Annotated in this window: 19 protein-coding genes; 5 read left to right on the plus strand and 14 right to left on the minus strand. The window is 61.8% G+C overall.

From position 1 onward, the window contains the following. Positions 1-128 precede the first annotated feature (128 nt). Positions 129-815, plus strand: a complete 687-nt coding sequence (locus U0S50_RS13105; RefSeq protein ID WP_322309204.1) for a CDP-alcohol phosphatidyltransferase family protein — start codon at positions 129-131, stop codon at positions 813-815. On the opposite strand, the gene U0S50_RS13110 is transcribed toward U0S50_RS13105, so the two are convergent. The 11 genes from U0S50_RS13110 to U0S50_RS13160 all read right to left on the minus strand — a co-directional run bounded on the left by U0S50_RS13110 (position 812) and on the right by U0S50_RS13160 (position 14,439). After that, positions 812-2,056: a DUF445 domain-containing protein gene (locus U0S50_RS13110; protein ID WP_322309205.1), complete on the minus strand. Its 1,245-nt coding sequence runs from the start codon at positions 2,054-2,056 to the stop codon at positions 812-814. The genes U0S50_RS13105 and U0S50_RS13110 overlap by 4 nt on opposite strands. 123 nt (positions 2,057-2,179) lie before the next feature. Next, positions 2,180-5,596: an efflux RND transporter permease subunit gene (locus U0S50_RS13115; RefSeq protein WP_322309206.1), complete on the minus strand. Its 3,417-nt coding sequence runs from the start codon at positions 5,594-5,596 to the stop codon at positions 2,180-2,182. Between the two features lie 46 nt (positions 5,597-5,642). Beyond that, positions 5,643-6,815 (minus strand): efflux RND transporter periplasmic adaptor subunit, encoded by a 1,173-nt coding sequence (locus U0S50_RS13120; RefSeq protein WP_322309207.1) that lies wholly within the window; start codon positions 6,813-6,815, stop codon positions 5,643-5,645. Positions 6,816-7,124: 309 nt separating this feature from the next. Continuing rightward, positions 7,125-7,400 carry a GlsB/YeaQ/YmgE family stress response membrane protein gene (locus U0S50_RS13125; RefSeq protein ID WP_322309208.1) on the minus strand — a complete coding sequence of 92 codons (276 nt, stop codon included), beginning with the start codon at positions 7,398-7,400 and terminating at the stop codon, positions 7,125-7,127. 115 nt (positions 7,401-7,515) lie between these two features. Further along, the gene (locus tag U0S50_RS13130) at positions 7,516-7,779 is read right to left on the minus strand and encodes a GlsB/YeaQ/YmgE family stress response membrane protein (RefSeq protein ID WP_322309263.1); all 264 of its coding nucleotides are present in this window, start codon (positions 7,777-7,779) and stop codon (positions 7,516-7,518) included. A gap of 1,020 nt (positions 7,780-8,799) precedes the next feature. Then, on the minus strand, positions 8,800-9,798 hold the full coding sequence (gene nadA, locus U0S50_RS13135; protein ID WP_322309264.1) for a quinolinate synthase NadA: 999 nt from the start codon (positions 9,796-9,798) through the stop codon (positions 8,800-8,802). A 68-nt stretch (positions 9,799-9,866) separates the two neighbouring features. Then, on the minus strand, positions 9,867-10,502 hold the full coding sequence (locus tag U0S50_RS13140) for a DUF4230 domain-containing protein (protein WP_322309209.1): 636 nt from the start codon (positions 10,500-10,502) through the stop codon (positions 9,867-9,869). After that, the gene (locus U0S50_RS13145; protein ID WP_322309210.1) at positions 10,499-11,281 is read right to left on the minus strand and encodes a hypothetical protein; all 783 of its coding nucleotides are present in this window, start codon (positions 11,279-11,281) and stop codon (positions 10,499-10,501) included. Before U0S50_RS13145 ends, U0S50_RS13140 begins: the two co-directional genes overlap by 4 nt. Then, on the minus strand, positions 11,282-12,199 hold the full coding sequence (locus U0S50_RS13150) for an MBL fold metallo-hydrolase (protein WP_322309211.1): 918 nt from the start codon (positions 12,197-12,199) through the stop codon (positions 11,282-11,284). Between the two features lie 147 nt (positions 12,200-12,346). Continuing rightward, complete coding sequence (locus U0S50_RS13155; RefSeq protein WP_322309212.1) at positions 12,347-14,074, minus strand: M56 family metallopeptidase; 1,728 nt, start codon at positions 14,072-14,074, stop codon at positions 12,347-12,349. Further along, positions 14,071-14,439 (minus strand): BlaI/MecI/CopY family transcriptional regulator, encoded by a 369-nt coding sequence (locus tag U0S50_RS13160; RefSeq protein ID WP_322309213.1) that lies wholly within the window; start codon positions 14,437-14,439, stop codon positions 14,071-14,073. The genes U0S50_RS13155 and U0S50_RS13160 overlap by 4 nt, the downstream gene beginning before the upstream one ends. 487 nt (positions 14,440-14,926) lie before the next feature. Between U0S50_RS13160 and U0S50_RS13165 the strand changes: the two genes are divergently transcribed. Continuing rightward, positions 14,927-15,301 (plus strand): glycine zipper 2TM domain-containing protein, encoded by a 375-nt coding sequence (locus tag U0S50_RS13165; protein ID WP_322309214.1) that lies wholly within the window; start codon positions 14,927-14,929, stop codon positions 15,299-15,301. A gap of 135 nt (positions 15,302-15,436) precedes the next feature. Here U0S50_RS13165 and grxD read toward each other — a convergent pair whose 3' ends face one another. From grxD to U0S50_RS13180, 3 genes are read right to left on the minus strand one after another with little or no spacing between them, the layout of a single operon-like run. After that, positions 15,437-15,769: a Grx4 family monothiol glutaredoxin gene (grxD, locus tag U0S50_RS13170; RefSeq protein ID WP_322309215.1), complete on the minus strand. Its 333-nt coding sequence runs from the start codon at positions 15,767-15,769 to the stop codon at positions 15,437-15,439. 52 nt (positions 15,770-15,821) lie between these two features. Further along, complete coding sequence (locus tag U0S50_RS13175) at positions 15,822-16,049, minus strand: BolA family transcriptional regulator (protein WP_322309265.1); 228 nt, start codon at positions 16,047-16,049, stop codon at positions 15,822-15,824. A gap of 17 nt (positions 16,050-16,066) precedes the next feature. Further along, positions 16,067-16,396 (minus strand): DUF1476 domain-containing protein, encoded by a 330-nt coding sequence (locus U0S50_RS13180; RefSeq protein ID WP_322309216.1) that lies wholly within the window; start codon positions 16,394-16,396, stop codon positions 16,067-16,069. A gap of 208 nt (positions 16,397-16,604) precedes the next feature. Between U0S50_RS13180 and U0S50_RS13185 the strand changes: the two genes are divergently transcribed. The 3 genes from U0S50_RS13185 to U0S50_RS13195 are packed head-to-tail and all read left to right on the plus strand — an operon-like array spanning position 16,605 to position 22,555. Continuing rightward, entirely contained in the window at positions 16,605-19,718 is a 3,114-nt protein-coding gene (locus tag U0S50_RS13185) for a CHAT domain-containing protein (RefSeq protein ID WP_322309217.1), read from the plus strand. Positions 19,719-19,722: 4 nt separating this feature from the next. After that, positions 19,723-21,810, plus strand: a complete 2,088-nt coding sequence (locus U0S50_RS13190; protein WP_322309218.1) for an adenylate/guanylate cyclase domain-containing protein — start codon at positions 19,723-19,725, stop codon at positions 21,808-21,810. Continuing rightward, positions 21,797-22,555 carry a hypothetical protein gene (locus U0S50_RS13195; protein ID WP_322309219.1) on the plus strand — a complete coding sequence of 253 codons (759 nt, stop codon included), beginning with the start codon at positions 21,797-21,799 and terminating at the stop codon, positions 22,553-22,555. Before U0S50_RS13190 ends, U0S50_RS13195 begins: the two co-directional genes overlap by 14 nt. The last annotated feature ends 72 nt before the right edge of the window (positions 22,556-22,627 follow it).

A 22,627-nucleotide genomic window follows, 5' to 3' on the forward strand; every position in this document is an offset into this window, starting at 1 on the left:
CGGGTTCGCCTTGGGACGGACCGCACATCTTCCCTATTTTCTATGCGCCGGCCCCTTTATGGAGGGTTGATGGAGAATATGTGACGTCTGGCTGACACAGATGTGACAGTCATGGACGAAGGGCAAATATGAACAACGACAATTCGGCGAACCTCGCGATCACCCCGCCGACGCGCATTCAGCAGAATTTTCTGGCGCGCGGAGAACGCAAGCTTTTGAATTGGATATGTTCTCGATTGCCTCGCTGGGTCACGCCCGACCAATTGACGAGCGTAGGGTTCGCAGGCGCCGTTATGGTAGCCGCAGGTTATATGCTGAGCTGGCTGGGCGGCGCATGGCTGGCGCTGTCGCTGCTCGGCTATGTCGTCAACTGGTTCGGCGATTCGCTCGATGGCAGTCTCGCCCGATGGCGCGGCATCGAGCGGCCGTCTTATGGCTATTTCGTCGACCACAGCGTCGATGGCATGGCGATATTCCTGATGGTCGGCGGGATCGGGCTCAGCCCTTATGTCCGCTTTGACGTCGCCCTGATCGGCGTGGTCAGCTATTTGCTCCTCGCCATCCATACCTTCCTGGCCGCGAAGGTGATGGGCGAATTCCGCCTTTCCTATATGGCAGGTGGGCCGACCGAAATGCGGCTCATGCTGATGGCCATGACCGCCCTGATGCCTCTCGTCGGGACCGGGGACGTCGGCCAGATCAATTTCACACCCTTCGACCTGTTCGCACTGTTCATCGCGAGCATTCTGATGACGTTGTTCGTGGTCCAGAGCCTGGCGACGGCCCGCGTGCTCCATCGCCGCGATCGCGGCTAAATCAAGACGTCGACCGTGTGAATCGCGACACCGACGAGGCCGCCGACAAGCGTACCGTTGATGCGGATATATTGCAGATCGTCGCCGACGGCATTTTCCAGACGATCGGTAATCGTTTTGGCGTCCCAGCCGCGAATCGTGTCTGAGACGAGTTTCAGCGCGGTTTCGCCATAGCTATCGACCACGCCGACCACCGCCCGGCGAGCATAGCGGTTGAGCGTACGCTTGATCCGCTCATCCTCTCCCAGCATCGCGCCAAACTGGGTGACAAGCTCACCGATCCGGCCGGCCAGCATCGTATCGGGATCGCGCGCAGCGCGCAGCAACGCGCCGCGCCCCTGTTCCCACAATCCATCGAGCCAATGCTTGACGGCCGGGTTGTCGAGCAGTTCGTCACGGACCCGCGCAACCTTTGCCTGCACTTCGGGGTCATGCTGAAGGTCGAGGGCAAGCTTTGCCAGCCCATCCTCCACACGGATGCGGATCGGGTGGCTTTCATCCACCGCCATTTCACTGAGCAACTTGCCGAGCCCGGCAACGATCCGGTTCGAAATGCTCTCATCGAGCCCGGTGAAACGCACGATGGCGTTGGAATTGTCGTGCACCATCTGATGAATCAGATGTTCGTTGAGATCGAGCGTCTTCGATCCCCATTTAACCATCGCGTCGAGCAACGGTTGGTGCCGACCTTCGGCGAGCGCCGCCTGTAGCGCCTGCCCCAGCAACGGCGCAATGTCGAGTTCACGCAGGCGGTCGGCTATCGCCGATTTCACCATCCCACCCAGCCGCTGCTGATCGAGCGCGCCCAATCCGTCGGCAATAATCCGGGAGGCTCCGCGCCTAAGCCGCCCACCGCCCTCGGCTGGCTGTGACAGGAATTTCCCGACCGCGCCTGCCACATCGACCTCGCGCATCTTTCGCGCGATCAGACGCGGCAACAGGAAATTGTTCAGCAAAAAACGCGCCAGCGTGTCACCTATCCGGTTCTTGTTACGCGGCACAATCGCCGTGTGCGGGATCGGCAGACCCATCGGGTGACGAAATAGCGCGGTGACCGCGAACCAGTCCGCCAGGCCGCCCACCATCGCAGCCTCCGCAAAGGCCCGCACGAAGCCGATCGCTGGGTGAACGTCCTGAAAATATTTGGCGCTGACGAAGACGAGCGCCATCATCACAAGCAACCCGGTCGCCACAAGCCGGATATTCAGCCCCCCGGTCGGCACGGCCACGCCCCCCCGCATTGAGCGAAGGTCAAGTGGATGGGACGTTCGTTCGGTCATGCAATGCAAATGGCGAATGGCGCGGAAGGTTGCAACCGGCGCCGCATCAAGCTGCGCCGGTTGCCCCTGTTGTCATTCGGCGCCTCATTCCGCGGGTTGCGGCACCGCGTCGGCGTGCAGCTTTCCGTCATCGCCCTTCCGGTAGGTCAAAAGATTGCGCGAGAAGAAACCGCCCAGACGCTTTTCGATGCTGTCGGCAAGGCTGAAACCCGCCGGCACGATCACCAAAGTCAACACGGTCGAAAGGATCAGGCCCCCGATCACCACCACGCCCATCGGCGCGCGCCATGCCCCGTCGCCCGACAGCGACAATGCGGTCGGAACCATGCCCGCGACCATCGCGACCGTCGTCATCACGATCGGCTGGGCCCGCTTGCGTCCCGCATCCATCAGCGCCTCGGCCTTGGGAATGCCCTTGTCCATTTCCTCGATCGCGAAATCGACGAGCAGGATCGAATTCTTCGCAACGATACCAAGGAGCATCAGCAGGCCGATATAGACAGGCATCGAAATTTCCATGCCTGTAATCAACAAACCCAACAACCCACCGAGCGGCGCCAGCAACAGCGAGGACATGTTGACCAGCGGCGACAGGAAGCGGCGATAGAGCAACACCAGCGTCGCAAAGACAAGCATCAGGCCGGACACCACGGCAATGATGAAGTTGTTGATCAGTTCCGCCTGCCATTTGGCATCACCCTGCACCACCTTGCGAATGCCCTGCGGCATCTTCTTCACAGCGGGCAGCGCATCAATCTTGGCCTGCGCATCGCCCGTCACCAGTCCCGGAGCAAGATCCGCGCCGATGACGATGCGCCGCGTCTGGTTATAACGGCGAAGCTCGGTCGGACCCGCACCGAAGCCGATTGCCGCGACAGATTTCAACGGCACGGTCCCGCCGCGTGCCGTCGGCACGGGCAGATTTTCGATCGTGGCAAGGCTACGCCGCGAATCTTCGGACAGCAGAACGCGGATCGGAATCTGGCGGTCGGACAGCGAGAATTTCGCGGCATTCTGATCGATGTCGCCGAGCGTGGCGATACGGATCGTCTGGCTGAGCGCCGCTGTCGTTACCCCGAGTTCGGCCGCAAGATCCAGGCGCGGCGTGACGATGATCTCGGGCCGTGGAATATCACCTTCGATACGCGCTCCGCGCAACTCTTTCAGCTTCGATATCTGAGCGACGATTTTGCGCGCATGCGCCTCGAGCGCGACCGGGTCATCACCACCAATGATGAAGGTGATGTCACGACCCGAAAATCCACCCGACTGACTTTGGAAATTCACCCGAGCATCGGGGATCGCGGACAATTTCGGTTGAAGGCTGCGTTCCCAATCGACGCTGGAAACCTCGCGCTCTTTCTTCAGCGTGATATAGGCGTTGCCGCCACCAACGCGGACATCGTAAAAGGCAGTTTCCACTTCCGGACTGTTGTCGAGAACCGCGCCAATCTGCCGCGCGATGGTCTGGCTCTGTGCCAGCGTCGATCCGGGCGGAAGTTCATAGCGGACCTGGCTGTAATCGCTGTTGATCGTCGGCTGGAACTGCTGAGGCAGGGTCGCAAACAAAATGATGCTCGACACGAAAGCCAGAATGCCAATGCCGACAATCCAGATACGGTGATCGAAAAGCCGCGCGAAAGCGCGTTGCAGCATGAACTTGGCCCAATCGGGATAGCCATATTGGCGCATGCCGATCAGCCACAGGAGCGCCCCCAGGAGGATCGTAATCAAGCTTGCGATCAATGTGATGGCGATCGCGTTAAAAGGCGTTTTGAGCAGGAAATAGAGGGCGGGGTTCGGGCCATCTTCACCCAGCGGCACCGGCTGAAAATAGGCATGGACCGCATAGAGAACATAGATTCCGCCAAGAATGAGCGGCACCGCGAAATAGGAGAGGCGCGTCGATACCGGCTGATAGCGGGCACGAACGGCCTTTTGCTTGCTGCTGTTGAGAGTCCAGGCAAGCAACCTTTCATAGCGATCGATCCAGGGCCCGTTGGCGTGATCCTGTTCGCCCTGCGCCGACAGAAAATAGGCCGCAATCATGGGTGTGATCATGCGTGCGACGGCAAGGCTCATCAGCACGGCAAAAACGACGGTCATCCCGAACTGGATGAAGAACTGCCCCGATACGCCCGGCATCATCGCGACCGGCAGGAATACGGCGACGATCGACATAGTGGTGGCAACAACCGCGAGACCGATTTCGTCCGCCGCGTCAATCGACGCCTGATACGCGCTTTTGCCCATGCGCATATGCCTGACGATATTTTCGATCTCGACGATCGCATCGTCGACGAGGACGCCGGCCACCAGGCTGAGCGCGAGGAGCGACAGACTGTTGAGCGAGAAGCCCATCATTTCCATGAACCAGAATGTCGGGATCGCCGACAGCGGAATCGCGAGCGCACTGATCATCGTTGCGCGCCAGTCGCGCAGGAAGAGAAACACTACGACAACCGCCAGCACCGCGCCTTCGATCATCGCCGCCATCGAGCTGCGATATTGTTCCTTGGTATAGCTGGTTCGCGTGAACAGGATCTTGAAATCAACCTTCGGATTATTTTTCTTGATCTGCGCCAGCTTTTTCATCGTTTCGTCGTGGACGGTCACGTCCGAAGCGCCCTTCGCCTTTTCGATCGAGAAGGACAGCACCTGTCGTCCGCGGATCTGCGCAAGACTGCGCTGTTCGGCATAGCCGTCCGTCACCTTGGCCACATCCGACAAGCGGATCGTGCGGCCGTTACCGATGGCGATGCGCGTTTCGCCAAGCTGGAAGGCATTGGCAGCGTTGCCGAGCACGCGAACGGCCTGTTCGGACCCCGCAATCTCGGTTCGTCCGCCCGCCGCGTTCAGGTTCACCTGCCGAAGCTGCTGGTTTACCTGACTGGCGGTCAGACCATAGCTTTGCATGCGCGCGGGATCGAGAATGACACGGATTTCTCGATCGACGCCGCCGGCGCGGCTGACCTTTGCCATGCCAGGAATCGACAGCAATTCCTTGGCAATCGTATTATCCACGAACCAGCTCAGCTGTTCGAGCGTCATGTCCGATGTTTCGACAGCGAAATAGGTAATCGGACCGCCAGCGGCGTCGACGCGCACCACCTGGGGCTCCAGAATGCCATCGGGCAGGTCGCCGCGGATCTGCGAGATCGCCTGATTGACGTCATTGTAGGCGCGGTCGATCGGGGTTCCGATCGCGAATTGCACCATCGTCCGGCTGTTGCCTTCATTGACGTACGACGACATTTCATCGACGCCGCTGACGCTGCGTACCGCCGCCTCAACCCGCTGCGTCACCTGCGTTTCCAGTTCGGTCGGCGCGGCCCCTGGCTGCGACACGATCACCTGAACCAACGGAAATTCGATGTCGGGATTGTCGTTGACGTCCATCCGGTTAAAGCTGACGATCCCTGCCAGCATCAACAACACGAACATGACGATCGGCGGCACCGGATTACGGATGCACCAGGCGGAGATGTTACGAAAGCTCATGATTCAAACGCCCTTGTGCGCATGCTGACTCCGACGGCGACGCCCCTTATTGCGGCGCCTTCTGCAACACCGGCTTCACCTTGTCGCCAACATTGAGGAATGCCCCTGCGAGTGCCACGACACGCTCGTTTCCAGTAAGTCCCGACGCAATCGACACGCCGTCATCGGACACGGTACCGACCTTCACCAGTTTGCGCGCGATCCGGTCGTCCTTGCCGACCACCAGCACATAATTACCCTCGGGGCTGCTTTGCACCGCGCTTTCCGGCAGCAGCGGCGCCTCGGCCGAGCCCGACACCAACCGCGCATCCGCGAAGCCGCCGGGCCGTGTCGCCGCGCTATATGGGAGCGCGATGCGCACCATGCCCTGGCGGGTTTCGGCGTTCACCACCGGCGACACCTGCCAGATCTGGCCCGCAATGTTGAGCGCGGTTCCCACCGGCGTAACGGTCGCCCGCGTACCGACACTGACACGCTGAAGATCGGCTTCGGCCATCTGGGCGAGCATTTCCATCTCGCCGCCCTTGGCCATACGGAACAGAACGCCGCTGCCACCGCTCACGATCTGGCCCGGCTCAACCTCGCGGGTCAGCACCAGGCCGGCAGCGGGGGCCACGATATTGAGGCGGCCGTTACGCGCGACCGCTTCGCGATATTGCGCCTGCGCAACGCGTACCCGGGCCTGCGCGGAATCGCGCGTCGCACGCTTCCGATCCATGTCCGCCTTTGAAATAAAACCACGCGAGACCAGCGCCTCGGCCCGCTCAAGCTCTGCCTGCGCCAAATTGGCGTCGGCCTGCGCGACGCGGATCGACGCCGCCAGCCCTTCGGCCTGCTGCGCCTGAACGGAGCGATCGATCACCGCAAGCGTCTGCCCCGCACCGACCCACTGGCCAGGCTCGACCAGCACACGCACGACCTGTCCGCCCTCACCCGCGACACCGACCGGCATCTCGCGCCGTGCGGCGATCGTTCCGTTGACCGAGATCACAGCCTCTACCGACTGGCGCCCCGGAACCACCACGGTCACGCTGGGCGTACTTGCTGCGCCGCCAGCCGCAGCATCGTCCGCCGCAGCCCCCTTGCCCGAAGAAAAGGCATACCATGTCCCCGCGAGCGCCAGCGCGATCAGCACCAGGGCAATGATCAGCCGGGTACGCTTGCGGCGATTGTCCGCATCCTCGTAAAAGCTCTGGGTCGATCCCGCCAAGCTATCCATCGAATCCACTTTCCGCTCGTAGTTCACGCCGAATTCCCCATCCGCCGCCCGCAGCAGCCGTCCAGCGATCGCCCTAGGCGATGCACTCCGCCCGCACGACAGGATCGAAATCCCGTTGAGGTGTATTATCCAATTAAATCACCGCATGCAAGGGCCAATGACAATCGGCACACACGCAGCCTGGAAAGCGAGTGATAAGTAAATTCGAACCTTGTTTCCACCATTTATCGCAGCGCAAAGAAAAGGGGCGGCCCATCTTGCGATTGCCGCCCTGATCCGGGATAATAATCCCGGCGAATATTGTACCGATCAGCGAACGCGTCCGCGTCGAACCAGATTCACGATCGCGAGCAAAATGACCGCGCCAAGAAAAGCGGTGAGCAAGGTCATCGGATCGAAATAGTCGCCGCCGGACAATTTCCCGCCGCCCATCCAGCGCCCAAGCAGAAAGCGTCCAAGGATAGAACCAACGCACCCTACTATGATATTCAGGAAGATGCCTTGCTGAGCATCGGTTCGCATCACGATGCTGGCAAGCCAGCCGATCACACCGCCCACGATAAGCGCCATAATGAAATCAATCATGCCATGACCCCCTTCAAATCATTGAACCGCCCGCCTTGACGAGCCGTGTAGTGGTAACGCAATTGCCCATAAACGCCTAGCCATATGGCGCGCCCACCGGACGCGCCACACCGCATCAACGAACGCTGCCGCGTCGGACGAGATTGATGATCGCCAGAAGAACGACGGCACCGATGAACGACCAGAGGAGACCGATCGCGCTAAAGCTGCTGAGCGTTGCCCCCATGCCGAACATCCCGCCCAGAATATTGCCGATGAATGCGCCGACAATCCCGACGACGACGTTCAGAATAATACCTTGCTGTGCGTCGGTGCGCATGACGATGCTGGCCAGCCAGCCGATAATGCCACCGACGATCAAGGTGATGATAAGTCCCAACATGATGCTTCCTTCCTGAACCTGCCGGCGCGAAAAATGGCCGACGTTCCTGCGAACGCCCTGTCGCGTTCCGACATCGTTTGAACGATGCCGACATAATGGCCAGAAAGGTGAAAAGGTTCCCGGCCGTTCCGATTGGACACGGCCGGGACTAGTGGGATCGGCTCCGGTCGGGGAACCTCTCCGGGTCGCGAAATCGGGTATAGATGTGCATCAGGCCCATCGGCTGTGATGGCGATCACAGGCCAGGATTTTCGCGGTGCCGCGGATCAATGACGGGAAAGAAAAACAGCTTCGGCCAGACGGAGCCGAGGCAGAAGAGCCCAAACAGCAGGCCCATACGAAATGGGAGCCGACATCGCTGTCAGCTCCCACTATCCGGCTTTGCCGCCTGCGCAATTCAATCGCATCAACCCGGACCACCCATCTTGCGATGGACATCCGCGAATGCTGCGGCTCAATCGCACCGGAACAATCCGGCGATGGTTTGGTCGGCCCCCTTTCGGGGGCCGGCCGCACCTGGAAAGCTGTTCATCATCTTGTTCGAACGTCTGCCGAAACAGTCATCCATCTCAAGCGATGGCCTGCGTTTCCACCCCAATCGGGTCCGCACCAACTCGTGGGAATCGCTACGTTCCGTGATCGGGTTATCGGTAGGTTTCTTCGTCGATCCTGCCCGTTCTCTTCCGGCCAGTCTTGCAACTGCCCTTCATGTCCCGGCGGTTCGTCGCTTCTGCCGTCCGATGATTGGAAGCTGACATGAAGCTCCCCGGCCGCCAACAGAAAAACGCCAATCCGTGGCGTTCGGACGACCACAATTGTGGATAACTCCGACACTAGCAACATGACTTTGCTGCGCAGCATTTTTGTAACAATGCCGCAGCATTTTCGGATTCAATGGACGAGGAATTTTTTGTCGTCCCGCGACCGACTCGCTTGCTCATGCCTCCGCGAGGGGCGATTCAGCCCCACCCTCCCGCTCCGACGCGAAGGCTCGCCGATGCTGGTCGGCTCGTGACCTCAGCCGACGCCGGGAACGCCGACGTCCCCCTTGCCAACCGTTCCGGACGCCATTTCGAGCATCCGATCGAGACTCCTGCGCGCCGCGAGGCGCAGTTCTTCGTCCATTTCGATCCGCGGCTGCAGGTCGCGGAGCGCCAGATAGAGCTTTTCCATCGTGTTCAGCGCCATATAGGGGCAGATGTTGCAGTTGCAGTTCCCGTCAGCGCCCGGCGCTCCGATGAAATTCTTTTCGGGCAGCGCCTTTTCCATCTGGTGGATGATGTGCGGTTCGGTGGCGACAATGAGCGTGTCGCCCGGAAAGCTTTTCGCGAACTGTAAAATGCCGCTGGTCGACCCGACATAGTCGGCATGGTCGACAATGTGCGGCGGACATTCGGGATGCGCGGCAACGGGAGCATCGGGGTGCTGCGCCTTGAGCTTGAGCAGTTCGGTTTCGCTGAACGCTTCGTGGACGATGCACACCCCCGGCCATAGCAGCATGTCACGCCCAAACTTGCGATTCATATAGCCGCCGAGATGGCGGTCGGGGCCAAAGATGATCTTCTGTTCCGGCGGGATCTGGCTGATGATCGTTTCGGCACTCGACGATGTGACGATGATATCGCTTAGCGCCTTCACCGCCGCCGAACAATTGATGTAGGTCAGCGCGATATGGTCGGGATGCTGCTCACGGAAGCGCTTGAACTGTTCAGGAGGGCAGCTGTCTTCCAGGCTGCATCCCGCGTCCATATCGGGCAGGATCACGATCTTTTCCGGCGACAATATCTTTGCCGTTTCAGCCATGAACTTTACGCCGCAAAACGCAATGACCTCAGCGTCGGTTTCGGCGGCCTTGCGCGATAGTTCGAGCGAATCTCCGACAAAATCGGCCAGATCCTGTATCTCCGGTTTCTGATAATAATGGGCCAGGATCACCGCATTGCGTTCCTTGCGCAGCCGTTCGATTTCGGCGCGCAGGTCAAGGCCGGACAGATTTTCGCGGATCGGAGCAGTCATCATTCTTCCTTGTCAGGCAGGAGTTGCCCTTCCCCTACACCTCGCTCGCTGCGGGGGCAATTGACGCATCAACGTGCCGCGAACCCAACAGTCACCCGCGCGTCGATTCCCGCGGCCTTCAACGGCATGGCAAAGCTTTGGGCAACAGCCGTGCGCGCGGCGCCTTCGGCAAGCCGCATTGGGGTTGCCCCCTTTGCCTGCTTGATCAACTCTTCCTGAGCGGCCTTGCGGTTCGCCGCGTCAAGTACGTCCTCAGCACCGGTCAGAGTCAGCAATATGGCGCCATCGCGAAACTCACTGATCGCGTCGATGTCGATTTCGGGCCCCGCAAGACGTAATCGGGGTAATGTCACCGTCAACACGCCGGCTTCGGCATCCCAGTCGAGGTCGGATGGACGCAACTTGGCCAGATCCACCTCGTAACGCACCGTTCCAGGCATGATCAGCGTCTTCTTCGCGCTGAGCCCCATGCGGCTCTGGGTCGAGGTGACGACAGCGACATAGCGCGCAGTGAAGGGCACTAGTATATTCTGCTCCTGCAGCCCCTGCAGGCTTGCCGCCACGATGGTTTCGGGCGGCGGCCCTTCGCGCCAGTCTCGCCACGCCGACACCGCCCACCAGACAGCCAGCGCGAAAAGAACCGCAGCCAGAAACAGGATCAGGCGCGGTACGATCCGCGGGCCGGAAGCTGCCGTGCCGGTCATGGATTGGTGTAGGTCGAGCAATCAGGCCCCGGCCGGTCCATTTCATAGCGCGCTGTCGCCGGATTATAGCGCAAGACACGCTGATAGCTGCATTCCGGGTCGCGCCAATGCGTCAAGTCGCTCTTTTTCAGCTTCTGCCCGCTATTATCCTCCCATCGCCGCGACATCTGCGGAAAGGCGGTCGCCACGCTGCGATAGGTCAGCGAAGGCAGTTCGCCGCCGTCACCGACAGCCGGGGTCAGGGTCGCGACATATTCATATTCATCGTGGCAGGCGCCCAGCCGATCCTGCGCCTCGACCTCGGTGAAACAGGCACGGATCGCCAGATCACCCTTCCAGTCGACATCCAGCACCTCTCCACCGAAAGCCATGGCATGGGGCGCCATGACAAAGCGCAGCAGATGCAGCCGCGAGCCCGATCCGCCGCCGCCTGAATAGCCGGCGCTTTCGGTCGCGACGACGCCGACGAGATATTCGAGCGAACTGCCCTGTCCGGGTTCATCCTTCGAGGAAACGAAAACCAGATTCGGCCAGAGCGTCAGATCGCGGTCCGTGCCCAAGCCGGACGGAAGGGCGACAAGCGCCCCCTCGGCGTCGCCCGTAGCAGGCGAACTGATCCGCATCGCGCGACCGCCATCGCCGTCCGACAATGCGATGCAAAGCTCCCGGTTCGCGACACAATGGACACCATTGCCTTCTGCTTCAAGCATGACGATCGGCGAATCCATTGCGCCAGCCCCCGGCGGCACCGCCGCGGCCATCAAGATCGTCCAGAACATTCAGGCAAGCTCCCATTGCTGGTCCTGCGCCCGGACCATTCCGCGCGCGCTGAGATCAAGAAGGTGGGCAAGAACCGAGCGTCCAGCCGCACCGGTCAGCCGCGGATCGAGGCCTTTGTACATGACAGCGACCATATCGGGTACGCCGCGTGGCCCTTTGTTCAACTCGCGCAATATCTGGCGTTCTCGCTGTTTGCGATGGCCCAACATTCCGCGCACCAACTGCTTCGGCCGCGTCACGGCGGGGCCATGGGCCGGATAATAGACGCGATCGTCGCGGTCGTAGAGCTTGGCAAGACTGGCCATATAGGCGGCCATATCGCCGTCAGGCGGACTGACGACGCTGGTGGACCAGGCCATAACATGATCGCCGGTAAACAACGCCCGGCTTTCAAGCAGCGCATAACAAAGATGGTTCGAGGTATGGCCGGGCGTAGCCACCGCCGCCAGCGTCCAACCGTCGCCAGCAACCTTATCACCGTCGGCCAGAACCCTATCAGGGGCATAGTCGGCATCGAATGCGGAATCGGCCCGCGGTCCATCGTCTTGCAAAGCCAAGGGTGCACAGCCGACAACCGGCGCGCCCGTCGCGGCCTTCAGCGGCGCCGCCGCCGGGCTATGATCGCGGTGCGTGTGGGTGCAGAGGATCGCAACGACGCGCTGCCCCTGCACGGCGCGCAGAATCGCCTCGACATGCCCGGTGCCATCAGCATCGGGTGGATCGCCGACGCTTTTCCCGGATCCGGTCGGTCCGGGATCGATCACCGCAACCTCGTTACCGGCACCAACGACCCAAGTCTGGGTTCCGGTGAAGGTATAAGGCGAAGGATTAGGGGCGAGCACCCTCCGGACAAGAGGCTCGTGCCGTTCGCAATCACCGGCACGGATCGTGTCGGGCCAAGGCTTTTCATCGCTCATGCCGATCATGTGGCATTGCGGTGTGGAAAGGAAAAGGGTGGACATGAAAAAGGGAGCGGGACGGACCGCTCCCTTTCCCACCCCCGAACGCCGGCCCACCGGGGAGCAAGGCTGGCGCCGGAGATCTGCGCTCCAAAAATTTGGCGCTTAGTGATTTTCGCGTTCGATATCGGCGATCGCGCGATCAAGGTCGGCGACCATCTCTGCCCGCATTTCGGGGGTCAGTCCCGGCATCGACCGCGCCCGGGCAAAATTGTCGCGCGCCGCCCTCAGAGCCTTGACCTTGCTCTTCGCAATATCGCTGCAGCTTGTCAGGAGAACACGGCTGCGCGTTGCACCCTTGCGTTCGTCACGCTCCACCAGCGCGACCGGCTTTTTCCCTTCACTGCATTTCGAGAAAGCGAAAGCCTGGTGATCCACCACCGCGAGCGCCTTTGGAGGAATGGGTGGAGCAGGAGGGGCTGGGTGCGCCGGAAAGGTCACGGTGAAGCGTTCCTTGCGGCGCGCCTCCAACTTGTCGGCAATGGCCTCGGCCTTGTGACCGGAAATGCCCTGCTCCTTCAGCGTCGTCAGAATTTCGTCACGCGACAGACTGCCCGGCACGCGGAATTCGACCGCGCGGGTCCGTTCCTTGACAGCCGCCCCCTCCTGTCCTGGCGCGCCAACCTCGCCTTCAGACCCTTGTCGATCGTGTTGAACGATCTTGTGCGGCACATCACGGTGCTCACGGTGGCCGCGCTTGCGCTCGGCTCCATCATCCTTGACCTTCCGGATCATCACGACATGGCTTGGCCCCGCGACTGTTTCGACCGGCGCAGACGGCTCAGCGGGCAGCGTCAGCGACACATCTTCCGTTGGGAACATATCTACTGGCTCCGCAGGCGCAGCAGCCACCACGGCATCGATCTCCGGCGTGCCGGCCGCCGCCGCCGGAACCAACGTCACCGTCGTCGCCAGGACCGCGAGTGAGGTGCTTCCAACCAGCAACTGCCCCACAAGCCCGCGCCGTTTTGAAATATCCTGCTTCGTCAACATGATCAGCCTCTCCTGCAGATTATCATGTACAGCCATCGGGGCGGCAAGCGACAGGCGCGCGCCCGTAGCCGCCTTGGCAATGGCAGTGGCGTATTGAGCCGTCCGTTCCGCACACGGCTGGGTCCCGGCCATGGTCAGGACACGCGCATCGCACGCCGCCTCCTGATCGAACCGAAAGGCGCGGATCGCGCGCCACGCGAAGGGGTTGAACCATTGCGTGGCAAGCAAGAGCAGCGCCGCCGCATTGGCCCACAAATCACCATAGCGGTGGTGCGAGAGCTCATGGTCGATCGCAAGCGCCCTTTCGCTCGCGGCGTAGCGGCCGAAAAAGTCCTGCGGAACCGCGACGCAGCGACGCAGCAAGCCGAACGCCACGGGACCGTCAACGGCATCGCTTATCACCAGACGGATCGATCCGATGGGTTCCAACTCCACCGCATCGCGCAACACTCCATGCAGAAAACGCCGATGGGCGATGAGCGCCGCCACCAGTACCGCCACGAAACCAGCAGCCCAGAAACCGAAAAGAACGGGAACGAGGTCAGACAGCGACCAAAGGGGTTCAGCCGCGGCCGGAGCGATGTCGGCAAGCTCGGTCGGCGCCCGCACATGCATCGTGTCAGTCATCGACGATGCGGCAGCCGGGACGGGCGGCACAGGGTCCGCAAAGGGAAGCGGCGGCAGAAACAGACGCATCACGGGGAGCAGCCACAGCATATAGGCAAGGCGGGGACCGAAATGCCGCGCAAAGGGTTTGCGTACGAACAGGATCGCAGCGACGAGAAGGCCGGTTGTAACAAGCGTGTCCGACCAGACCTGAAGAAACATCGCGCCGCTCATGACTTGAGCTTCCGAAGCAGCGCCTCAATCTCTGCAATATCGGTGTCAGTCAGCGCCTCACGTTCCGCAAGATGCGCAATCAGCGGGCTAACCCGCCCGCCGAACAAGCGATCGACGAAGCGTTGCGATTCATCCGCAACGGTGTCAGCGCGAGCAATGGCGGGGCGATAGAGATAGCGACGCCCATCAGCCTCGGTCGTCACCGCTCCCTTTTGCACGAGCCTGGCAAGCAAGGTCTTGACCGTCGCCTGGGTCCAGCCATTTGCCGCCCCCACTCGGCTCGTCAGTTCCGAGGCCGTCTGCGGGGAATCATCCCAGAGCGCCCCCAGCACCTGCATTTCGGATTCGCTTGCTCGCTCGGCCACCGACGTCCCTCCCTTTGGCGCGTTCGCTCCACATCGACTACAAATGTAGTCAATACGCTGAACGGTCGATGAATGGGAACAGGAGGCGGGGTGTCGGAATTCTTGACAGCACCGGATCGGCGTCGATTTTCGTTAACCACTATAATGATCGAAATTCCTGTGTTCTCGAAAGTTGGCACAGCGTTTGAATGTCATATCGCGTTCCCGAGTGTTCCGCTCAATGGAGCGGCGGGGGTTTCGGTCTGGTCCCTGAAATCCCCGCCCCACCGGGAAATCCCCACTTACCCCAAGCAGACGGGGGCGGAGCGGCCGAAAGGCCCCGCCCCCGAATGCTATTACGCGCCAACAATTCCCCTTTCAGGCCCTGAGGCGGCATGCGGGAACATATCCGCGGTTGCGACGTTCATCGAAGGTTCCAGATTGCCTCGGCAGAATTGAGGCGAGATAAAAGGGTCGGAACGCCAAAAGCCAAGAAGGAGAGTTGAGGGTGAAACGACTGATTGCCGCAGCGGCGCTTGCCGCCGTCGCCATGCCCGTCGGCGTCGCCTATGCGGACCCGCCGCCCTGGGCGCCGGCACATGGAAAGCGCGCCAAGGACCGCGCCATCTATGACAGCTATGGCCGCTATTATGAGCCGCGTCGCTTGTCGAGCAACGACCGGATTTGGCGCGGCGATGACGGACGTTACCACTGCCGCCGTGACAACGGGACGACAGGCCTGATCATCGGCGGCGCGGTTGGCGCCCTGCTCGGACGCGAACTCGATGGCGGCCGCGATCGTACCGTCGGCACGATCATCGGCGCCGCTGGCGGCGCGGTTCTTGGCCGGGCGATTGATCGCGGCGAACTTAAGTGCCGATGAGTGGCCACCGGCTTATCGATCGGACATAACAAAATATACAAGGAAAGGCCGTCGGCACGCCACAATCGCGCGCCGACGGCCTTTATCTTAACAAACGCGCCCGCCGCCGGATAGCCGCAGCCGCGGAGTGCCAGCCTATTCGGCTCGCGTCGGGATACCCGCCATCAACTGGTGCAGTTCACCGGCTTCCCACATTTCCATCATGATATCACTGCCGCCGATAAACTCGCCCTTCACATAGAGTTGGGGAATCGTAGGCCAGTCCGAAAATTCCTTGATGCCCTGGCGCACTTCCATGTCCTGCAGAACATCGACGCTTTCATACTCGACGCCAAGCCGATCGAGCATGGCGATCGCGCGCGACGAAAAACCGCATTGCGGAAAAAGCGGCGTGCCCTTCATGAACAGCAGCACGGGATGTTCGGCGACCAGCTTTGCAATGCGGTCCTGGGTGGCGGGGTCACTCATATCAGTCTCCGGTCCGGGGCCGCGATCCGCGCCCCATTGATAGCCATGTCCCCTATGAAGGGATGGCGGTGGTCAATTGCAAGGCATGGAGCTCTCCGCCCATGCGCCCGCCCAGCGCGGCATAGACTGCCTTATGCTGTGCAACGCGGCTCATCCCGCGAAAATCCTCACTCACCACATGCGCGGCATAATGGTCCCCATCTCCGGCGAGGTCGGTGATCGTCACCTCCGCACCAGGAAAGGCCGCCAGGATCATGGCCTTCAGATCCGCTTCCCGCATCGCCACGACGCGCGCCTTCAGTCCGGCTGCGCTTCGATGAACTGACGGCGGGCCTCTACGGCCTTTTCGTTCAGCGCGGCGCGAATTTCGGCATCGCTGATCTCCACCTTTGCAGCAGTCAGATCGCCCGCGATCTTGCGGATCACGTCTTCGTCGCCCGCTTCTTCGAAGTCAGCCTGCACCACAGCCTTGGCATAGGCGTCGGTTTCCTCGGGCGTCAGCCCCATGCGCTCGGCCGCCCATTCGCCAACCAGCCGGTTGCGGCGGGCGGTGATGCGGAACTGCACCTCCTGATCCCGCGCGAATTTCGTTTCGAATGCCCGTTCACGATCGTCAAATGCGCTCATTTTTTCCTCACCGGATTAAAACTCGCCTTCCAGATAGGTTGCGCGGCTATCCGGCGCAAGGCGCCTGTGCGGCAGATCACTTCCCTTTTATCCGAGAAGGGATTAGGGTCAGCCTTAAGGGATTTGGGTCGTACCACAGCGTTAAAGACTGCCCCGTGCCGCAACCGCGCCGCACGGCGGACTGGTATGATTTTAGGGGATTTACATCATGGCCGCTCGTCGTCCTTTTCATCTGCCGGCGTTTGCGGCGCTGGCTGCGCTGGCTGTTGGAGCCGCCCCCGGCACCGTTGGGATAGCGCGCGCCCAGGGCGACGACCCCACATTGCGCGACAGTTTTTCAATCGGCGACCAGGGCGGATCGCTTTGCGAGGTACAAGCCACAGTCCGCGACACCGTTATTTCGGGGATGTTCGACCGGGCCTGGATGATCCTGTGCCGCGACGCGAGCCAGCCGGTCGGCTTTGTCCGCATGTTGCGGGCATCGAGCGCAGAAGCACAGACCCGCATCGCGGCGGCGCGCAGCGGGCGCATTGAATGCGCCGCAGACGGCGGCTGTACGATCGCAGGAAGCAATGTCGCCTGGCGGACACGGATCGAAACCGACGGCAACACCGCGTTCACCGTCGAGGGCTTCGCCGCCTATGACGACGCGCTGAACCTCGCGCTCGAGTCGGTTCGCAGCCACAAGGTGATGCCTGGCGTGATCAACGTCGCAACGACATCGGTGGGCGGAAACGACGGATTTGCCCGTACGCTGGCGGGCGCCATCGACATCGACAAGGCGCTGGCCGAAGGATATCGGCGCAATCACAGCGGCGATTATGCGGAGGCGGCCGAGTTCTTCGAGGCGCTGTCGCGGCGGGCGCTCGACGACCAGAGCGCGGCCGAACTTGACCCCACAGAATTCACGCTCAACCGAGCGCTTCAGGAATCGAACCTGGGCGAATTTGCGGAAGCCGAGCGGCTGTTCGCCGAGGTTGAGGCCATTCCGACCAGCGACGCCGTTCAAATGCGCCTGCGCCGCAATTTTCGGGCGATCCACGCCTTGAATCAGCGCGATTTCGATAGCGCGGCGACATTGCTACAAACGCCGATGCCGCAAATTGTCGGCGGCGTGATCGTCGCCGAAGACGGTGTAACACTGTCGCCCGGCATCGTGGCGGGAATCAACGGCAATGGCGCGATTGGTCAGGTTTCGGATCGCGAACGCCTGAGCCCTGCCGAGCGCGCCCAGATCATCGATGCGCAAGCAGTTCACCTGCTCGGCACGGTCGAACGCCTGCGCGGCAACCCTGCCGCCGCGAAGGCCGCGCAGATCAAGGGATTGAGCGATGCGACCACGGTGCGCGACGGCCGCGTCACATCGATCATCCGGCTCCGCTCGCAAATGCTGGGCGAACTGGCGCTGGCCGAAGAGGCACTTGGCAATATCGCAGCTGCCGACGCAGACTTCGTCCAATCGGTCAACGCACTCGCCGTCGAATATCCCGAAACGACGGCGCTGGCCTCTGCTCGCGCCCGTTACGCAGCCTTTTTGACCCGCCAGGGCCAGGCCGACAAGGCCATCGGCATCTATCGCGACGTTGTCGGTTCGCTGGCCCAGTCTCAGCGGTCAACCACCGGCATGGCGAACATGATGGCCCCCTATTACAAGTTGTTGGCCGAGCGCGCATCGAGCGATTCTTCCGCCGCGAACGACTTTTTCGTCGCCAGCCAGTTACAGGTGCGTCCCGGCGTCGCCGACACCCAGGCCGTGCTGGCGCGCGAATTGTCCGGGGGCAATGGCGAGGGAGCGCGCCTGTTCCGCCAGGCAACGACGCTGAACCGCGACATCGAACGCGCCCGGATCGAGGACGCCCGGCTGGCCCAGTTGCCGGTATCCCCCGAAATCAACGCATTGCGGGCCGACGTCAAAACTCAGATCGACAATCTGTCCTTTCAGCAAGCCGAGACCGTGGCCCGCCTGTCGGCGTTCCCGCAATATCGCGTGGTCGCGTCCGGCAAGCTGGACGTTACCGAGTTGCAACAGGTTCTGCGGGCCGACGAAGCCTATCTGAAGATGCTGGTCGTCGGCGAGGCCGTGTACGCCATGCTGATCGACCCCAGGGGTACAGACTTGTGGAAAGCCGATATCACGGCATCCGACCTGGAGCGCGCCGTCGACACCATCCGTTCGACGATTTCGATCGTCGAGAACGGGCGCCGTGTCACCTATCCGTTCGACGCGGCAACGGCGCGCAAACTATATACTCAACTCTTTGCGCCCGCTGCCGACCGGTTGCCTACGATACCCCATCTGATCTTCGAACCCGATGGCGCAATGCTGCGCCTGCCGGTCAATCTGCTTGTCACCGCCGATACCGGGTTGGCCGATTATGAGGGGCGCCTGACCGATCCAGCCGCCGATCCCTTCGACATGCGTCAGATCGCCTGGCTGGGCCGGTCAACGCGGCCCAGCACCGCCGTATCGGCGCTGGGTTTCCGAAACGCACGCCAAGCCGCCCCTTCGCATGCGACCAATCAATATTTCGGCCTGGGCCAGAACCAGCCGGTCAGCGGTACATTGCCCTCACTCGGGACCCGCGGCGCGACGTCTGGCGGGATCGACGGCAGTTGCCAATGGGACATCAGCCAATGGGCACGCCCCATCTCCGCCGACGAGCTGGTCATCGCGCGGAACGCGATGAACCGCGACGCCGCAACCCTGCTGACGGGGGGCGCCTTCACCGACACGGCAATCAAGAACCGACAGGATCTGGCCGACTATCGCATCATCCATTTCGCGACGCACGGCCTCGTCACCGCGCCGCGCCCCTCCTGCCCGGCGCGCCCGGCGCTTGTGACTTCGTTCGGCGGCGAAGGGTCCGACGGCCTGCTGACCTTTCAGGAGATTTTCGATCTCAAGATCGATGCCGACCTTGTCATTCTGTCGGCATGCGACACCGCTGCCGCGGCATCGGTAGCCGCGACGCGCGAGGCGGGGGTCGCCAGCGGCGGCGGCAATGCCCTTGATGGACTGGTCCGCAGCTTCATCGGCGCGGGCGGACGCTCGGTGATCGCCAGCCACTGGCCCGCCCCCGATGATTTCGACGCCACCAAGCGCTTGATCGGCGGCCTGTTCTCCGCCGCAGAAGGCGAAAGCGTCGCGGACGCTCTATGGACAACGCAGACGCAGTTGATGGCCGACGCCCAGACGTCTCACCCTTATTATTGGGCCGGCTTTGCGATCATCGGAGACGGTGGCCAGGCGCTGCTTCGCAGCGACGCAGCAACGGTCGAGCGTCCAATTGGCGGCGAAGGGTCCGGCCGCGCGGCGCGCTGAAACCATGACCGATATCGAAGGGATCAACCAGACACCGCCACCCGTCGCGGAGGATGGATCGCCGTCGGCGGAGCCGCTAAGCAAGCGCATCCGCCGGCTCGTCATGCAGCTTGGCCCCTCGCGCATGGTGGCGACCATCCTGTTCCTGATCGTCGCCACGCTGATCGCCCGGTTCAGCTGGCAGATGCCGCTGCTCGGCGATGCCGAACGCGCACTATATGACGCACGAGCAACCGTGATGGCGCCGCATGTCGGGCAGGACAAACGGATCGTCATGATCACCTATAATGACGAAACCTTGTTCAACACAGGCATACGGTCACCCCTCGACCGCACATTGCTGGCGCGCGCGCTCGAAAATATCGATCAGATGGGAGCGAAAGCAATCGGCATCGATATCGCGTTCGATTCTCCGCGCCCCGACGATGATCTGCTGAAGGCCCAGCTGAGGTCGATGCATACCCCGACATGGCTGGCCTATGCCGAGCAGGGAAGCAATCCCAACACCATATTCTACGAGCAGCAGAAGTTCCTGGAGTCCTTTCTGGCCGATGTGCGAACGGACAAGACGAAGCCCACCAGCGTGCTGTTCCGTACCGACAATGACAGCGTTATTCGCAATTGGCCCGATCGTCCAAAGAACCTGCCGCCCTTGATGGCCAATGCGATGGCACCGATTGATCCCGCCTATGCCGACTACCAGGGCAATATTCGCTTCCTCGTGCCCGCGCGCGCGGAAAAGGGGCAGGAGGAACCGGTCTTCGCCAATATCCCCATCGATACATTCGCGATGCCGATGGACGCAGAAATGCGCGCCGGATTTTCGGACCTGATCAAGGACCGCTATGTACTGATCGGCGGCGACATCATCGACAATGATCAGTTCAACACCCCGCTCAGTCGCTTCACCGATCCGTTGACCGGGCTTCACGAAACGATGATTGGGCTGGAAGTTCATGCCCATATGCTGGCTCAGCAACTTGACGGCGCCTGGGCCAGGCCATTGTCGGCACCCGCGCTGTGGGTGCTAGCGCTTCTTGTCGTGCTGGCAGGCGGGTTGACCAGCCTGATTGATATGCGGGCCCGCTGGGTCGCGCTCGCCTTTGTCTCGCAGATGGTCTTTTTTGCTGCTTTCCCTTTCTGGATGCAGGGGCGAGGAATAGACACGACCACGCTTCCCGCTGCCGGATGGGCGCTAGCCTGGCTGTTCGGTTATGCCGCCGTCGGTACCGCCGCGCGTACAATCGGCGCACGCCAGCGCGCCTTTGCCCAGTCGGCGCTTGGCAAATATCTGCCGGCCGACGTTGCCGCACAGATCATGCGCGATCCCGAACGCCTGTCACTGTCAGGTGAAAAGCGCGAGATTTTCTGCGTGTTCACGGATCTGGAAGGCTTCACCAGATTGAGCCACGCGATCACACCAGAAACGGTGGCGCGGCTACTCAACGAATATCTCGATCGCCTGTCCGACGTCGTGCTCGACCATGGCGGCACGATCGACAAGTTCGTGGGCGACGCCGTCGTGGCCTTTTGGGGTGCACCGCTCAGCCTGCCCGGCGATGGCCAGCGTGCCGCCGATGCCGCCCAGGCCATGTACGAAGCAGGCGAAAAATTCCGCGTGGACATGGCTGAGGGCGTCCCGCCGCTGGGGATGACGCGAGTAGGATTGCATGTCGGCGACGCGATCGTTGGCAATTTCGGCGGCGAGGACCGGATCCAGTACACTGCGCTGGGCGACAGCATGAACACCGCCTCGCGCCTGGAATCAGCGAACAAGAGTCTGAAGACCGGTGTTCTTTTCTCGGGTGAGGCGGCGGCTCGGTCCGAGCGGGGCGATTTGATCCCGATGGGCCGGGTTACGCTGCGCGGTCGGGCACAGCCGGTCGACCTATTCACCCCGCGCCCGGACCTGACCCAGGAGCAGCGAAACCGTGTGGCGGCGCTTGTCGCCGCGCACGCGGCGGGCGATAAACAAGCCTATGTGACCAGCGCCACAGCGCTGGCCAAGGAATTCGCCGAGGATGCCGCCATCATGTTCCTGATCGAACGCCTGAACCAGACGACCAAGGGAGAAAGCTATGTCCTTTCCTGATTTCCGTGCCCGCCGCCTGGGCCTGTCCGCCGCCGTGGCCATCGCCGCCGTCACCATCGTCGGCACCGCGGCGGCGCAGTCCATGGTAGTCCGTTCCACCGGCCCGTCGGCGAGCAAATACCCAACCGGCACCAAGTTGAAGGCAAGCGACCGTGTAACATTGGTCGCGGGCGACAAAGTCGTGCTGATGCAGTCGGGCAAGACCCGCACGCTGTCCGGACCCGGAACTTTCGGCGCGACCGGCAACGTGCAGGCGAGCCAGTCGATGGGCACCACAGTTACCCGCATGCTCGCCAAGGGCCCGACGATGCGGGCGCGGGGCGGTTTCTCGCGCGATGCCACCATGCCGGCGCCGCTCGAGATGCGGGCCCCGAACCTGTGGCTGCTCGATTATCGCGAAGCCGGAACTTTCTGTGTCGCCGATCCCGCCACGCTGATGCTGTGGCGTCCACATATGGATAGCGACCAGTTGCTGCGCATCGAGCAAGGGGACAAGAGCGAGACCGTCGCCTTTGTTGCGGGAGCGAATTTCCGCAAATGGCCGACCGACATTCTGCCGGTGCAATATGGCGTCGATTACCGCCTGTCAGGCGCTGGGCTGGCAGCACCGGTCACGGTTCGTTTTACCGCGATGGAAAGCACCCCCGACACGCCTGAAGCCTCGGTCGATGCACTGATGGTCAAGGGTTGTACGCCGCAGCTCGATCGACTGGTCGATGCGATGGAGGAAGCGACGGCGGGCTGATCGTACGGACCGGGCAACCATTGAACCCGCCCGGTCCATCTGTTAAAAATCGGGAAAGAAATGCCGCAAAGA

This window comes from Sphingopyxis sp. (genome assembly GCF_034380315.1).
GTDB lineage: Bacteria > Pseudomonadota > Alphaproteobacteria > Sphingomonadales > Sphingomonadaceae > Sphingopyxis.

What these genes read in the sequence shown, in the direction of transcription:
- U0S50_RS13195 (WP_322309219.1), top strand. Translation starts at nt 21,797, where the DNA reads ATGTCCTTTCCTGATTTCCGTGCCCGCCGCCTGGGCCTGTCCGCCGCC.
- nadA (WP_322309264.1), bottom strand. Translation starts at nt 9,798, where the DNA reads ATGACTGCTCCGATCCGCGAAAATCTGTCCGGCCTTGACCTGCGCGCC.
- U0S50_RS13185 (WP_322309217.1), top strand. Translation starts at nt 16,605, where the DNA reads ATGGCCGCTCGTCGTCCTTTTCATCTGCCGGCGTTTGCGGCGCTGGCT.
- U0S50_RS13140 (WP_322309209.1), bottom strand. Translation starts at nt 10,502, where the DNA reads ATGACCGGCACGGCAGCTTCCGGCCCGCGGATCGTACCGCGCCTGATC.
- U0S50_RS13115 (WP_322309206.1), bottom strand. Translation starts at nt 5,596, where the DNA reads ATGAGCTTTCGTAACATCTCCGCCTGGTGCATCCGTAATCCGGTGCCG.
- U0S50_RS13150 (WP_322309211.1), bottom strand. Translation starts at nt 12,199, where the DNA reads ATGAGCGATGAAAAGCCTTGGCCCGACACGATCCGTGCCGGTGATTGC.
- U0S50_RS13175 (WP_322309265.1), bottom strand. Translation starts at nt 16,049, where the DNA reads ATGCGGGAAGCGGATCTGAAGGCCATGATCCTGGCGGCCTTTCCTGGT.
- U0S50_RS13180 (WP_322309216.1), bottom strand. Translation starts at nt 16,396, where the DNA reads ATGAGCGCATTTGACGATCGTGAACGGGCATTCGAAACGAAATTCGCG.
- U0S50_RS13105 (WP_322309204.1), top strand. Translation starts at nt 129, where the DNA reads ATGAACAACGACAATTCGGCGAACCTCGCGATCACCCCGCCGACGCGC.
- grxD (WP_322309215.1), bottom strand. Translation starts at nt 15,769, where the DNA reads ATGAGTGACCCCGCCACCCAGGACCGCATTGCAAAGCTGGTCGCCGAA.
- U0S50_RS13110 (WP_322309205.1), bottom strand. Translation starts at nt 2,056, where the DNA reads ATGCGGGGGGGCGTGGCCGTGCCGACCGGGGGGCTGAATATCCGGCTT.
- U0S50_RS13120 (WP_322309207.1), bottom strand. Translation starts at nt 6,815, where the DNA reads ATGGATAGCTTGGCGGGATCGACCCAGAGCTTTTACGAGGATGCGGAC.
- U0S50_RS13145 (WP_322309210.1), bottom strand. Translation starts at nt 11,281, where the DNA reads ATGTTCTGGACGATCTTGATGGCCGCGGCGGTGCCGCCGGGGGCTGGC.
- U0S50_RS13125 (WP_322309208.1), bottom strand. Translation starts at nt 7,400, where the DNA reads ATGATTGATTTCATTATGGCGCTTATCGTGGGCGGTGTGATCGGCTGG.
- U0S50_RS13190 (WP_322309218.1), top strand. Translation starts at nt 19,723, where the DNA reads ATGACCGATATCGAAGGGATCAACCAGACACCGCCACCCGTCGCGGAG.
- U0S50_RS13155 (WP_322309212.1), bottom strand. Translation starts at nt 14,074, where the DNA reads ATGAGCGGCGCGATGTTTCTTCAGGTCTGGTCGGACACGCTTGTTACA.